The organism is Streptomyces sp. NBC_00582, assembly GCF_036345155.1.
Classification (GTDB): Bacteria; Actinomycetota; Actinomycetes; order Streptomycetales; family Streptomycetaceae; genus Streptomyces.
On record NZ_CP107772.1, the window covers coordinates 10,039,220 to 10,053,701 of the forward strand.

At 69.1% G+C, this 14,482-nt stretch carries 11 protein-coding genes and 1 pseudogene; 9 read left to right on the top strand and 3 right to left on the bottom strand.

The features are described 5' to 3' along the window. Positions 1-524: 524 nt before the first annotated feature. The 8 genes and pseudogenes from OG852_RS45530 to OG852_RS45560 all read left to right on the top strand — a co-directional run bounded on the left by OG852_RS45530 (position 525) and on the right by OG852_RS45560 (position 9,712). Positions 525-1,574 (top strand): sugar ABC transporter substrate-binding protein, encoded by a 1,050-nt coding sequence (locus tag OG852_RS45530; RefSeq protein ID WP_133917735.1) that lies wholly within the window; start codon positions 525-527, stop codon positions 1,572-1,574. Between the two features lie 104 nt (positions 1,575-1,678). Next, positions 1,679-3,250, top strand: a complete 1,572-nt coding sequence (locus OG852_RS45535; RefSeq protein WP_330351000.1) for a sugar ABC transporter ATP-binding protein — start codon at positions 1,679-1,681, stop codon at positions 3,248-3,250. 2 nt (positions 3,251-3,252) lie between these two features. Beyond that, positions 3,253-4,296, top strand: a complete 1,044-nt coding sequence (locus tag OG852_RS45540) for an ABC transporter permease (protein ID WP_133917733.1) — start codon at positions 3,253-3,255, stop codon at positions 4,294-4,296. A gap of 89 nt (positions 4,297-4,385) precedes the next feature. Further along, the gene (locus OG852_RS45545; RefSeq protein ID WP_330351001.1) at positions 4,386-5,087 is read left to right on the top strand and encodes a FadR/GntR family transcriptional regulator; all 702 of its coding nucleotides are present in this window, start codon (positions 4,386-4,388) and stop codon (positions 5,085-5,087) included. A 416-nt stretch (positions 5,088-5,503) separates the two neighbouring features. Next, positions 5,504-6,709 (top strand): annotated as a pseudogene (locus OG852_RS51105) (amidohydrolase family protein); the annotation flags it as partial. A gap of 48 nt (positions 6,710-6,757) precedes the next feature. Further along, entirely contained in the window at positions 6,758-7,690 is a 933-nt protein-coding gene (locus OG852_RS51110) for an SAM-dependent methyltransferase (protein ID WP_133917754.1), read from the top strand. A gap of 120 nt (positions 7,691-7,810) precedes the next feature. Then, complete coding sequence (locus tag OG852_RS45555; RefSeq protein WP_330351003.1) at positions 7,811-8,902, top strand: IS630 family transposase; 1,092 nt, start codon at positions 7,811-7,813, stop codon at positions 8,900-8,902. A 243-nt stretch (positions 8,903-9,145) separates the two neighbouring features. Then, entirely contained in the window at positions 9,146-9,712 is a 567-nt protein-coding gene (locus tag OG852_RS45560) for a cysteine hydrolase family protein (protein ID WP_330351004.1), read from the top strand. A 575-nt stretch (positions 9,713-10,287) separates the two neighbouring features. On the opposite strand, the gene OG852_RS45565 is transcribed toward OG852_RS45560, so the two are convergent. Next, the gene (locus OG852_RS45565; RefSeq protein ID WP_330351005.1) at positions 10,288-10,932 is read right to left on the bottom strand and encodes an NADPH-dependent F420 reductase; all 645 of its coding nucleotides are present in this window, start codon (positions 10,930-10,932) and stop codon (positions 10,288-10,290) included. A 94-nt stretch (positions 10,933-11,026) separates the two neighbouring features. On the opposite strand from OG852_RS45565, the gene OG852_RS45570 reads away from it, so the two are divergent. Continuing rightward, positions 11,027-11,410 carry a winged helix-turn-helix transcriptional regulator gene (locus tag OG852_RS45570; protein ID WP_330351006.1) on the top strand — a complete coding sequence of 128 codons (384 nt, stop codon included), beginning with the start codon at positions 11,027-11,029 and terminating at the stop codon, positions 11,408-11,410. A gap of 349 nt (positions 11,411-11,759) precedes the next feature. Here OG852_RS45570 and OG852_RS45575 read toward each other — a convergent pair whose 3' ends face one another. Beyond that, positions 11,760-13,535 (bottom strand): pentapeptide repeat-containing protein, encoded by a 1,776-nt coding sequence (locus tag OG852_RS45575; RefSeq protein ID WP_330351007.1) that lies wholly within the window; start codon positions 13,533-13,535, stop codon positions 11,760-11,762. Between the two features lie 411 nt (positions 13,536-13,946). Beyond that, entirely contained in the window at positions 13,947-14,426 is a 480-nt protein-coding gene (locus OG852_RS45580) for an NADAR family protein (RefSeq protein WP_133917728.1), read from the bottom strand. Positions 14,427-14,482: the final 56 nt, after the last annotated feature.

Sequence of the window (14,482 nt, forward strand, 5' to 3'; positions counted from 1 at the left end):
CTGTCGGTTCTCCTGTTTCCGAGGGGCGGACACTGCCGCGCGTGCCCCCTGTCTCGCCCTCATGCAGGGGTCCGCGGTGGCGTTGTTGCTGAATTGTGAGCTGGTGTCGCTCGGTGCCACGAACCCGCTGCCATCGATATAAGCGCAGGTGAGGAGCGGTTGCGGCAGACGGTCCAGGGTGCGCGCGCGGACTCGTGGCGCCCTGCGGGCCAAGGTCACGCAAATCTGCGGCCACACACTCTTGTCAACGCTGGCAACGCCGTCGTAACGTCCTCGACGTCCCAGATACATCGGAGGAATAGCTCGCACGTTCCGGTGTACAACCGGAGCGCACCGTGCGGACCTTGGGCCCGCGCGTCCGTCTGGCTGCCACTCCCTCACGCGCCCTCGGATGTGGTCCGCACAAGCCCTGTGCCGGATCCGCAGTCTGTCCGGTCGGCGGCCTCGTCCTTCCCCCGCAGACGAGTACGCCCCCTCACCCTCGCCCGGCGGCTCCCCGCCCTGCCTGAAGAGAGAACCCGGTTATGAAGCTCGCTCGTACCCGCCCCGCCGCCGCAGGCGTCATCGCCGTCCTCGCGACGATGTCGCTCGTCACCGCGTGCAACCGCGACAGTTCCGACTCGGCCGGCTCGAGCAGTGCCGCCCCGGCCATCGGCATCGACCTGCCGCGCTCCGACTCCGACTTCTGGAACTCCTACGCGCAGTACGTGAAGAAGGACATCAAGTCCGACGGCATCAACGCCCTGCCACTGAGCAACTCGCAGAACGACGTCACGAAGCTGGTCGCCAACGTCCAGGTGTTCGAGAACACCGGCGCCAAGGCGATCGTCATGGCTCCCCAGGACACCGGCGCCATCGCCTCGACCCTCGACACCCTCTCGTCGAAGAAGATCCCGGTGGTCAGCGTCGACACCCGTCCCGACAAGGGCGACGTCTACATGGTCGTCCGCGCCGACAACCGGGCGTACGGCACAAAGGCCTGCGAGTTCCTCGGCAAGCAGCTCAACGGCGAGGGCAAGGTCGCCGAGCTGCAGGGCGCCCTGGACTCCATCAACGGCCGCGACCGCTCCGAGGCCTTCGCCGAGTGCATGAAGAGCAAGTTCCCGAAGATCAAGGTCTTCGAGCTGCCCACCGACTGGAAGGGCGACGTGGCCTCCGCCAAGCTCCAGTCGCTGCTGGCCCAGCACCCGGACCTCAACGGCATCTACATGCAGGCCGGCGGTGTCTTCCTCCAGCCCACCCTGGCGCTGCTGCAGCAGAAGGGCCTGCTCAAGCCGACGGGCCAGAAGGGCCACATCTCGATCATCTCCAACGACGGCATCCCGCAGGAGTTCGACGCGATCCGCAAGGGTCAGATCGACGCCACCGTCTCACAGCCCGCCGACCTCTACGCCAAGTACGCGCTCTACTACGCCCAGGCCGCGGCCGAGGGCAAGACCTTCAAGCCCGGCGCGACCGACCACGGTTCCACCATCGTCAAGATCCCGAACGGCCTCGAGGACCAGCTGCCCGCTCCGCTGGTGACCAAGGACAACGTGGAAGACAAGGCACTGTGGGGCAACAACGTCGGCTGACACCGGCAGCTCACGCTCGCGGTGGGGAGGGACCGGCACTCGCCTCCGTCCCCACCGCGCCCTCCCCGCTCCCCAGCATCCGACGTCAAAGGACGGAATCCACCATGGCGGATACCGCGACCGGTCCCGGGCATCCGGCCCCGGTGGCCGAGGCGACCGGCATCAGCAAACGGTTCGGCGCGACCGTCGCCCTGCGCGACGCGCGTATCAGCATCGCCGCGGGCGAGTCGCACGCCTTGGTCGGCCGCAACGGCGCCGGCAAGTCGACGCTCGTCTCCATCCTCACCGGTCTCCAGCAGCCCGACACCGGGACCCTGCGCTTCTCGGGCGAACCGGCGCCCGGCTTCGGCGACATCGACGCCTGGCGCTCCCGCGTCGCCTGCGTCTACCAGCGCTCCACGATCATCGGTGAGCTGACCGTCGCGGAGAACCTCTTCCTGAACCGGCAGAGCGCCGGCGCGGTGCAGCCCATCCGCTGGAAGCAACTGCGGCTGCGCGCAGAAGAGCTGCTCGGCGAGTACGGCGTGGCCGTCGACCCCGCCGCACGCGCGAAAGACCTCACCGTCGAACAGCGGCAGTTCGTCGAGATCGCCAGAGCCCTGTCCTTCGGCGCCCGCTTCATCATCCTCGACGAACCGACCGCCAAGCTCGACGCCCGCGGCATCGGCCGGCTCTTCGACAAGCTCCGCGACCTCCAGGACCAGGGCGTCGCCTTCCTCTTCATCTCCCACCACCTGCAGGAGGTGTACGACCTCTGCAGCACGGTCACCGTCTACCGCGACGCGGCCCACATCCTGACCGCCCCGGTGGCCGAGCTCGGCCACCAGGCGTTGGTGGAGGCCATGACCGGCGAGTCGGCCTCGGCCACAGCGGTCGCCGAGAGCCGGTCCCCGGCCGCGCGGTCAGGCTCCGCGGAACTGCTGGAGATCAAGGGTCTGACGCTTCCCGGCGCCTGTGAGGAGCTGTCCCTCTCGGTCCGCGCGGGCGAGGTCGTCGGGCTCGCCGGTGCCGCGGCCAGCGGCAACGTCCAGGTGGGCGAGGCCGTCGCCGGTCTGCACCGGGCCCAGGACGGCAGTATCTCGGTCGGCCGGAGGAGCGTGCGCACCGGAAGCGTGCCGTCCGCCCTGGCCGCCGGGGTCGGTCTGGTCCCCGAGGACCGCCACATACAGGGACTGGTCAACAAGCGCAGCGTGGCGGAGAACGCCACCCTGACCGTCACCGACCAGCTCGGCCCGTTGGGCATGGTCCTGCCGGCCCGGACCAGGGCCTTCGCCCAGCGCATGATCCAGGACCTCGACATCAAGACCCCGGGCGCCGCCACCCCGGTCTCCGCCCTCTCCGGCGGCAACCAGCAGAAGGTCGTCGTCGCCCGCGCCCTCGCCACCGACCCCCACGTTCTGGTGGCCATCCGGCCCACCAACGGCGTCGACGTCAAGTCCAAGGAGTTCCTCCTCGGCAGGATCCGGCAGGTCGCCGATGGCGGCAAAGCCGCATTGATCGTCTCCGACGAACTCGACGACCTCAAAGTCTGCGACCGGGTCGTCGTCATGTTCCACGGCCACGTGGTCGCCGAGTTCGACCGCGGCTGGAAGGACGAACACGTCGTCGCCGCAATGGAGGGCGTCGGCACCCCCCTCGCATCCGCCGTATCCGGCACCGACGAGCACGGAAGGTAGTCATGTCCGCCACCACAGATCTCACCGAGCCCGCAGCGAGCGCGGCGGAGCCGGCCTCCGCGGACACCGCCCGCCGCCGTGTCGACCTCGGCCGCTTCCGTGAACTGTCCCTGGTCCCGGCCATCCTCGTCCTGATGGTGATCGGGTTCATCGTCTCGCCGGCCTTCCTCACCGCAGACAACCTGATCGGCGTCGCTCAGCAGTCCACCGAGCTGAGCCTGCTCGTCCTCGCCACCACCTTCATCCTCGTCTGCGGACGGATGGACCTGTCCCTGGAGTCGACCATCGGTGTGGCTCCGGTCATCGCCGTGTGGCTCGTGCTGCCTTCCAGCGGCGGGCGATTCACGGGCCTCGGGCTGTTTCCCGAATGGACGGCGGTCCCTCTCTGCCTCGTGGTCGGCGCGGCGATCGGCGCCTTCAACGGCTTCCTCATCCTCAAGCTGCGCCTCAACGGCTTCATCGTCACCCTCGGTGGCCTGACCATGCTGCGCGGACTCCAGGTCGCCCTCTCCGAGGGCCAGTCCATCGTGGAACTGCCGTCCTCCTTCACATACCTGGGCAAGGCCTCCTGGCTGGGTGTCCCGGCCTCCATCTGGATCTGCGCGCTGCTGTTCGCGGTGGGCGGCAGCGCGCTGGCCTGGCTGCGGCACGGCCGCGCGCTGTACGCGATCGGCGGCAACGCCGAGGCGGCCCGCACCGCAGGCATCCGCGTCGACCGGATCGTCTGGGTCGTCCTGATCATCGGCAGCCTGCTCGCCGCGTTCGCCGGCATCCTCTACAGCGGCCACTACGGCTCCATCTCCGCCACCCAGGGCAGCGGCTGGATCTTCCAGGTCTTCGCCGCCACCGTCATCGGCGGGGTCAGCCTCAACGGCGGCAAGGGCTCCGTCTTCGGCGCCCTCACCGGCGTCCTCACCCTCCAGCTGGTCATCAACGTCATGACCCTGGCGGGCGTACCGCCCCTGTGGAACCAGTTCCTCAACGGCGCGATCATCATCGTCGCCCTGATCATCTCCCGCTTCGCCTCCGGCGAGAAGCAGGAGTAGCCGCCGACTCGGCGGTTCCGCCCGCTGCCCGGACGAGGACCGGGCAGCGGGCGACGGCTCCTACGCACCCCCCACAGAGAGGCACCCTCGTGGCACTGACGGACGAGGCAATGGACAAGATCAAGGCGATGATCGTCGCCGGCGAGCTCGCCCCCGGCTCCCGCCTGCCCAAGGAGGATGTCCTCGCCCAACAGCTCGGCCTCTCCCGCAACTCGCTGCGCGAAGCCGTGCGAGCCCTGACCGCCATGCGGATCCTGATCAGCCGACAGGGCGACGGCACCTACGTCTCCAGCCTGGAGCCCCACCTGCTCCTCGAAACGCTGTCCTTCGCGGCGGACGTCTCCCAGGGGAGTGCCGCCCTGCAGTTGCTCCAGGTGCGCAGACTCCTCGAACCCCAGGCGACCGGACTGGCCGCGGCCATACTGCAACCACACGACCTCGAGGAACTCCGCGACATCCTCGACCGGTGCCGCTCCGCCGCCACTGTCGAGGACTTCGTCGCCCACGACATCGCCTTCCACCTGCGCATCGTCGAAGCCGTCGGCAACCCGGTACTCACCATGCTCCTGCAGGTGCTCTCCACCCGCACCCAGCGGGTACGCATCGTCCGAGGCAGCCGCACCCATGATGCGCTGGACAGCGCCCACCAGGATCACGAGGAGATCCTCCGCGCGCTCCAGACACGCGACGCGCTGCTCGCGGTCTCCGCCGCGACCGTTCACATCACGGCCGTCGAGCAGTGGCTGGTGGCCAGCCGCCTCGACGACACCCTCCGCCAGATCGACGGCTGACCGCTCCCCGCCGCCTTCCGGGTCCCTCCCCGGGACCGTGCTGTCAACGCCACGTCCGCACCCACCGGATGTCATGACCTCTGCCTGTTTGCCCAGAAGACGGCCGGTGGTGCCGCCCTTCTGGCGATTCGGACCGTCGAAGGCCGCAGACACCGCCGCCGGAGCGTGCTCGGATCGCGTCTACGAGTTGCCTCTCGCATCGGGTAAACAGAACCTTGGACAAGCTCTGTTTCCCTGATCCGAGGGGCACTTCCGTGTCAGGACGCTTGCTCGACCCACGGCTCCATCGGTGGATCGAGGCTTAGTGGTTCCCCCAGGTCTCGGCCCGTGAGGCGGGTGCCGGGCTCTCCCCGGCCCTAGCGTGGTCCTCCTCGCATCGTCCCCGTCCTTGGCAACGGCTGCTTGAGGAGTTACTCATGATCCGAATTGACGGCGCACGCGTCTTCGACGGGGAGCGCGTGTTGGACGGCGTGTCGGTGTACGTCGAGGACGGACTCGTGACGGAGGTGACGCGTACGGCCGACATCGACGCCGCTGACATGGAGCGGGTCGCCGAGGTGGTCGACGCAAGCGGTCACACCCTGCTCCCCGGCCTCATCGACGCGCACACCCATGTCATGGGCACCCTGCACAACCTTCGCCTGGCCCTGACGTTCGGCGTGACCACCGAGCTCGACATGTTCAGCTTCCCGGCCGATCTGACCGCCTGGCTGTGCACCAGCGCCGGTGAACACGACGACCTCGCCGACCTGCGGAGCAGCGGAACCGTGGTCTGTCCGACCGGCGGCCACCCCGTCGCCTCGATGCCTTACATCCCGTCGCTGGCCGGACCGCAGGACGCCGAGGAGTACGTCCTGACGCGCCGTAAGGAAGGCGCGCACTACATCAAGCTCATGTTCGACGACGGCTGTCACCACGGTGCCGAACTGCCCACGCTCGACGCGGCGACCGCCACCGCGGTCACCGAAGCGGCCCGGGCGGCCGGCCTGTTCACCGTCGCCCACGTGGCCGACGCCGCGACCGTACGCGACGCCCTGGACGCGGGCGTCGACGCCGTCACGCACCTCCCGCTGGACGCGCCGCTGCCCCTCGAACTGGTCAACCAGGCCGCGGCGGAAGGCAGGGTGTTCATCCCCACCCTGGCGATGATGGAGATGTCCAGCGGCGCCACGGAGGGGCGCGCGCTCGCCGACGACGAGCGCATCGCCGCCCATCTGCCCGCCGACATCGGCGCGGCCGTCCGCCACGGCCGCGAGGGCCTGGCCGTGACCGTCCCGCACCCGGGTCTCGACTTCGCCCACGCCCTCGCCACCACGCGCCACCTGCACCGGGCCGGGGTACAGCTCCTGGCGGGCACGGACGCCAACAACGCACCGGGGCGGGCGTGCCCGGTGGTCCACGGGGCGGCGCTCCACCGCGAACTCGAACTGCTGGTGATGGCCGGCCTCACCCCGTCGGAGGCGCTCACCGCCGCGACGGCGAGCCCCGCACGCCACTTCGGGCTGCACGACCGCGGCCGGATCGCTCCCGGCCTGCGGGCCGACCTGATCCTCGTCGAGGGCGACCCGACGCGGGACATCACCGCCACCCGAGCCATACGACGGATCTGGCGGCGGGGCGTGCCGTTCCACCGCGAGACCCAGCGGACGACCGGCCCGCAGACGCCGCAGATGACGCAGGCGGACGGCGGCCACCGTACCGCCGGCGAACCACGCCCCGGCACGCCCGCCGACGCCGCCGCCGACGGCGCGCTGACGGCCGTGGGCACGACGGCGCTGGCGGTGGCCTCGGCCCGTGCCCTGGAGAGCACCCGCCCGGACCGGCTGTTCGACGACCAGATCGCAGTCCAGACCGTCGCCGCCGCCGGCACTCAGCTGGCGGCATGGTCGAGCTCCCGGGGCGAACTGATGAGGCTGGCGATGGGCGACTACTTCGCCTTGCGCACCCGGTACTTCGACGACAGCCTGCGCGAAGCGGTCGAGTCGGGCTGCCGGCAGGTCGTCGTCCTCGCGGCCGGTCTGGATGCCAGGGCGTTCCGTCTGCACTGGCCGGCACCCGTCCGGCTGTTCGAACTCGACCGGCCCGACATCTTCTCCTTCAAAGACCGGATCATCACCGGCCGCGTGCCGACACCCGACTGCACTCGGACCGCCGTCGTCGCCGACCTGCGCAAGGACTGGCCGAGCGCACTGCGCGCCCAGGGGTTCGACCCCACCCGGCCGACCGCCTGGCTGGCGGAGGGCATCATGGTCTACCTGACCGAGAGGGAGGGCGAAGACCTGCTCACCCGCATCGGCACCCTCAGCGCCCCGTCCAGCCGACTCACCCTCGAGTACGGCAGCCTGGCCATGTTCCACACCGAACAGACCAGTGCCGCGCTGGCCCACACCAGCGACGACGACGTCCTGCACACGCTCGCCGCACTGTGGCGCAACGAAAGCACGGAAGACCCCGCCCTGCGGCTGGCCCGGCACGGCTGGACCACCGTCAGCCAGGACGCGGCCGACCTCGCCCGCACCTACGGCCGCCCGGTACCCCCGGCCTTCGACCCCACCCTCCCCGGCACCGGCCGCATCAGCCTGATCAGCGGCATCCGGACCTAGGGCCCTTCTGACGGATCTCCGCGGCGTCGCGACGCCCGGCACGAACGCCGCTCCTTCACCCACGGAGATCCGTCAGAAGGGCCCTAGTGACCTGAGTCAGAGATTCGTCGTTAGTCGGGCATGAGTCGTCCGGGTCCGAAGATTCCGCCGTTGTCGGTCACTGATGCCCAGCGCGCGGTGCTGGAGGGCTGGTTACGCCGCCGTACGACGGCTCAGGCTCTGGCTCAGCGGTCGCGGATCGTGCTCGAGTGCGCCGAAGGCCACTCGATCATGGAGGTGTCCCGTCGGCTGCGGATCGCTCCGGACACGGTCCGCACCTGGCGGCGCCGCTTCATCGAGCGGGGACTGGACGGCCTGTGCGACGACCCGCGGCCCGGCGTTCCCCGGAAAATCACCGATGCCGACGTCGAGCGGGTCATCGTCAAGACACTCGAGGAGACGCCGAAGAACGCGACCCACTGGTCGACCAGGTCGATGGCCACCGCCACGGGAATGTCCCAGTCGACGGTCTCGCGTATCTGGCGGGCGTTCGCTTTGGCCCCGCACCGGTCGCAGACGTTCAAGCTGTCCACCGACCCGCTGTTCATCGACAAGGTCCGCGACGTCGTCGGGCTGTATCTCGATCCGCCGGAGAAGGCCCTGGTGCTGTGCGTGGACGAGAAGTCGCAGATCCAGGCCTTGGACCGGTCTCAGCCGGTTCTGCCGATGGTGCCCGGCGTTCCCGAACGCCGCAGCCACGATTACGTCCGGGCCGGCACCACGACCCTGTTCGCCGCCCTGGAGGTCGCCACCGGCAAGGTCATCGGCTCCCTCCACCGCCGTCACCGGGCGGCGGAGTTCAAGAAGTTCCTCGCGAAGCTGGACAAGGAAGTCCCCGCTGATCTGCAGGTTCATCTGATCCTGGACAACTACGCGACCCACAAGACGCCCGACATCAAGCGGTGGCTGCTGGCCCACCCGCGGTTCCACCTGCACTTCACGCCGACCAGCGCGTCCTGGCTGAACCTGGTCGAGCGGTGGTTCGCCGAGCTGACCCAGAAGAAGCTCAAGCGCGGCGTCCACCGCTCCGTCCAAGCCCTCGAACGAGACATCAGGGCCTGGCTCACCGACTGGAACGAGCACCCCAGACCGTTCGTCTGGACGAAGACAGCCGACGAGATCCTCGACAAAGTCGCCGCCTACTGCCGACGAATCTCTGACTCAGGTCACTAGACGAGTAGGTGTGATGTGGCTCAGTGGTCGTAGGTGATCGACTTCCGGCGTTGGGAGGCCGAGGACAACGACGGCCATGTCTGCGGAATGGTCCAGTCGGCCGGCACTCGGTCCCCCAGTCGAACGGCGCGTCGCAGGGACGACTCGGTGCCCGACGTACCGTCGGAGCGGCCCGCGCCACTGTCAGTGGCACCGCCTAGTGTGGGGGCGATACAGGCTCCGCGATCGACACAGGAGGTTCCCGTGACAAGCCTGCCCGATCGGCCGAACACCGCCCTGCTCGTCATCGATGTCCAGAACGGTGTCGTGGCCGAGGCTCTGAACCGCGATGGCGTGATCGCGAACATCAACACCCTGGTCGACAGAGCGCGAGCGCAGGACGTGCCCGTGGTCTGGGTGCAGCACTCCGACGACCATCTCAAGCGGGACAGTGAGAGTTGGCAGTACGTGCCGGAACTGGTCCGCCGTGACACGGAACCCCTCGTCCACAAGAGCTACGGCGACTCCTTCGAGGCCACCGAGCTGGAGACGCTGCTCGCCGAGCGCGGCGTGGGCCGGCTCGTCGTCACGGGCGCCCAGACCGACGCGTGCATCCGCTCGACCCTCCATGGCGCGTTCGCGCGCGGGTACGACGTGACACTGGTCGGCGACGCGCACACGACGGAGGACCTCAGCGAGTACGGCGCGCCCGCCCCGGACCAGGTGATCGCGCACACCAATCTCTACTGGCAGTGGCAGAGCGCCCCCGGGCGCAGCGGTGAGACCGTGGACACGGCGGAGGTGGCCTTCTCGGCGGGCGACGGCGGCTGATTCTTGCGTAAGGCGCTGTTGAGTGGGGGGAAGTTCGTCCGAACGCGACAACCGCACTCGTGCCGACCGTGCGTGGATCCCTCTCGACGAGGAGGAGGCACCTCCCGTGTCGCTGCAACTCGATGGGGAAAGCCCCGGCTGGACGGGGGAGACCAGCCGGGGCCGTGGGTGGTGACGTGCGGAGGGCGGTCGCCTCTCGGCGAAGGGCTCCGTGGGGCTTCAGCCGGACGATCGTCCCCACGGGCCATGGGTGAGGCCCGGGGACACTGTCCCCTCCGCTCGCCACGTTCTGATGAACGGTCAACCGCTTCAGGGTGTTCCCGGCCAGGGGCCTTGGCATCCGTGAGCTGCGGCACACCGGCCGCCGAGGTCAACTCAGAGCTCGCGCAGATTGGGGGCGTGGGGAGCACCGGCCGTAACGCGGGCACAGGTCCCGGTGATCACGAAGGTGTGACGTTCAGTGATCAGCGGGGGCCTGTGCTGCCGTCATGGCGGCTGTCCATGCATGACCGCGGATGGGCACTGCCGGAATGTGAGCGCTGGTTGTCGGGCAGCGCATGCGATGAGCGACGTCGTCAGTCCTGTGACCGGTCGACGACGGGCACGGCGGTGACGGGGTTGTGGCCCGCGGCGACCAGCCGCATGACGAAACCCGCCACGTCTTCAAGCTGACGGGCGTGCTCCAGTCCGCCTATCACGGCGGGCACGCCACCGAGGTCGCGGATCAGCTCGGCGGCGATGTCGAGCGCTGCGGCGTCGTCGCCGCACATTGCCACAGTCCGCTTCGGTTGCCCCGCCGGCGTCGGCGTCAGCCAGCTCGTCCCCGCGAAAAGGTGCAGCGCCTTGACCATGCGGCTGCCTACGGCTCGCTCGGCGATGTGCTGCACCGCCGACCCGGTGGGCGGCTTGAGCAGGCCGGAGGCGTAGTCGACTGCGTTGGTGCAGTCGATCACGGCCTTGCCCGCCAATGAGCCCTCGTGGGCCTCGGCGAGAGCGAGCACTTGGTCGAGCCCCTCCCACGCCACTGCCACGACCACGGCATCGCTCGCCCTGGCCACCTGCACGGGGTCGACCGCCTCGACCGCGTCGCCGAGCCGCTCGGCGATCGTCCGAGCCTTGTCCTGTGAACGGCCTCCGACGAGGACATGGTGTCCACGTTGTGTCCACGCCTCCGCCAGTGCTGAGGCCATCACGCCGGTGCCGAGAATTCCGATACGCACGTTGCTCTCCCATTCCTCGAAGGCCGGATGCCTCGCTACGGTAGGAACCTCGGGCCTACCAATCGGTAGGCCCGAATCGGATAGGAAGAGACGTGTGAACGACGACTGCTCGCCCTTCGCCGCCGACTGTGCTGTGCGCCTTGCCGCCGACTTGATCGCTCACACCTGGGACCCGGTGGTGCTGATGGCGCTGCGAGCGGGCAGACGCCGCCGGATCGACCTTCTGGGTGGCATCGCGGGCGTCAGCGACAAGGTCCTGACCCAGACGCTTCGCCGTCTGCACGCCAACGGCTTGATCATACGGATCGCCACGCCGGCCGACCGCTCCGTGGCGTATGAGCTGTCCGAGTTGGGCGGCAGCCTCGCTGACGGACCGCTGGCTGCCCTCGGCCAGTGGGCGATCGATCACGCCGATCAGGTCCTTGCCGCTCAAGAGCACCACAGCACTGGCATCGGCAACCGAGCAGCGGTCGGATAAGAGGTTGTGCGGATAAGCGTGCAGTCTGGAGTTTTCCAGGCGGGCAGTCGGCGACGAAGCAGGAACGACTGCGGCGCGAGCCGTAGGAATCTCCCTCCTTCAGGAGGGGGAGGAAGTCAACTGATTGCGGTCGACGCTCTTTCCGTGCCGGTCCGGGCGGTCGGGCGGCTGGACCGGACTGCGAGGGGCAGCGGGGGCGACAGCGCGGCACCGGCGCCGGGGGCGTGGTCTGACCAGCCGGTGAGGGCGTGGCGGCATGCTGCGAGCAGTATGTCTGCGCCGTCGGGTGCCTTGTCCGGTCGCCGCGCCCCCGGACGGTGCGGGGGAAGGACAGCACGCTATCCGGAGGTCAGTCCGCTTCGAGTGCGCCCAGAAGGAGGGTGATGACGCGGGTGGCGGCGGACCACTGCTCGGGGGTGAGTTCGGGAAAGTCTCCGGCGACGGAGGCCGGGACGGGGGTGTCCTCGATGCGCCGGGCCACGTCAGAGACGAGGACGTCGGTGCCGGTGATCTTCAGCCCGGACCTCTCCCGCTCAGGGGCGTAGGGAGGGCCCGGCACCGTGCCGTACTCCAGGTGCTCGACGCAGGCGAGGTTGTCAGGGGTTTCCGAGCCGGCTGTCAGCAGCGCCTTCCGGAATCCGGCGGTGATGTCGGAGGGGGCCGAGGCGCCCCTGGCTCCCAACAGCATCCGCACCAGGTCCTGGGTGGCCCCGGTCCCGCGTACGGAGTCGTCGGCGCGGAAGAGGCAGTGCCGCAGCATCCAGTGCGAGAGCCGCGCGTCGGAGAAATCGGCTGGGCCGTGGAAGCAGGCGCGTCCGTCGCGCGCGTACGGCAGGCTGAACGACACCTCGCCGAACGATGCGCCCGCGAACGTCGTGCTCCCGTGAAACTGCGTACCGGTGAAGTCCCCGTGTGCCAGGTGGCATCCGCTCATATCGAAGTTGATCAGTGTGGCTCCGGAGAGCCGTAGGCGTATGTCCTCCCAGATCGACCGGTTGGCGGAGGGGCGTGTGCGGTCGGCGAGCAGCCGCTGAGCGTCCCGCCGCGTTCGTACTTCACCGAACTGGGAGGCAGTCAGCGCGAAGACGTCGGCGGTGACGTCGAAAGCCAGCGGCATCCGCAGATACGCGCACACGGTGTCCACCACACGCTGCCTGAGCTCGGGTTCGGCGTCCCCGAGTTCACCGAGGATGCGCAGGCCGGCGATGCGGACCTCGGGGTCGGGATCGGCGAGCTGACCGTGGTACGGCGCGACGGACGCGTCGGGGATCAGGCGCGCGTCGCACCCGTCCGCGGTTCCCGGCGTGGCCGCGGTCCAGCCGAGGGGCCAGACCTGTTCTCCGGCATGGGCGGTGTGCGAGAGCCCGGCACCGGTGAGGTCGGCCGAGGGCTGCACGAGGTGGACCCGTCCACCGAAGACGGCCTGGTGGAACAACGCCTCGCCGCCGAAGCGCGCCTTCCAGAACCAGGCGGCCCTCTCGAACCGGGCGTGAGTGAACGACACCCGGCCGTTGAAACGCGCCCCGTCGCCGCCTTCCTCCCAGCTTTGGTAGTCGTCCTCCAGTACGGCCAGGGGCCACAGCGGGTCGTCCTCGTTCAGTTCGCCCCAGGCGACGGGACGCCATGCCTCGACCTGCTCCCACGCCAGGTCGTCCTCGGGAAGCGCTTCCTCTCCCCGGCCGAACCAGGCGATCCCCTGGAAGCGGGCGCCCGAGAAGTCGGCGCCTGCCCGGAACCTGGTACGCCCGAACACGGCCGTGTCGCCGAACCGGGCAGCCGCGAAGCGCGCGTCCTTCTCGAAGACCGCCCTCTCGAACAGTGCCTCCCTGGTGAAGCGCGCGCCGTCGAACACGCACGCGCCACGGAAGTGAGTGTCCGCGAAGCGGACCCGGCCGAAACGGCAGCCGGTGAAGTCGACGTCCGGCAGTACCGAGCCGCTCAGGTCGATGTCCAGGCAGTCCTCGCAGTCGGCACCGCACACGGAACCGACCGGGACCTGGTCTGTGACCGGATGCCGGCGCGCCAGGGCGGCGAGCGTGGCGGCTGCCGCCGCGCGTAGGCCGACGGAACCGTCGGCCGCTTGCACGACCGGGTCACGCAGGTAGCGGCAGACGGTGTCGGCCACGGGGCGCCGCTGCGCGGGATGTGCCTGGGCCAGTACCTCCAAGTCCCGCAACGCGGGCAGGTGTACACCGACGTCGGGTCCGGCCAAGCGGCTTGCGGCACACTGATACACCTCGGAGACCTCCGGCTGCATCGTCGTCGTCTCCTTGTCATCGGTCTCTCTGATCAACGTACCGAACACGGGAGCTTTGGGTCGGCCTCACCGTGGGGCAGTCGTCCCCGTAGATCAGCTGCGGGTCGAACTTCTCTTGTGACTGCCATGTCCGCGCAGCGGCTCCGGCTCCAGAGCCGCGTGCCGGGCGCGAACTGGCGGCGGTCATCCTCCTGCGGCATGCCCGGGCTTTGCTTCACCCCACCCACTCCTCTGAGGCCGAGGGCCCCACCCCACGCGGCACACCGCACGTGCTCCTTGCTATCGGCCAGGGCGGCCATGACAGTTGTGGGCTTCGGCAAGTTCAGCGCGGAGGCGGCCGCGGGTGCGCATCAGGATCTTTCCGAGCATGTTCTTTCCGGTGCCGGTCCTGCCTCGACCCCAGTAATGATCGATGGTGGTGTCCTCGACGATCTCTTCATCACCGGTGGACAGCAGAATCTCGCGGATGTCGTCATGCGCACGGAACTTGGTCGCCACCGCACGGCGCATCACGTCGTCCTTGACCCGCTCCCAGTCCCTTCGCAGAGGTTTGGACGAATCACGCCCCAGCTCGGCCGCCCGCAGTGGCGTGCGAGCACGCCGGACGAGATCGGCATGGCGGGTGCCGGCGAACTTCTGCGCCTGGAAGTAGTGTTCCGAAGTGGGCCACCACAACCCGTCAAGGTCGAAGCCGTGATCGGAGAAGTTCGAGAAGCATCCGTACGGGACCTCGTTGGCACCGTAGAAGTAGATCGTCATGAGGACCTCGCGGGAGTCAATGAAACCCCCACAGTGGCAGAGGCACTCCCGGCACC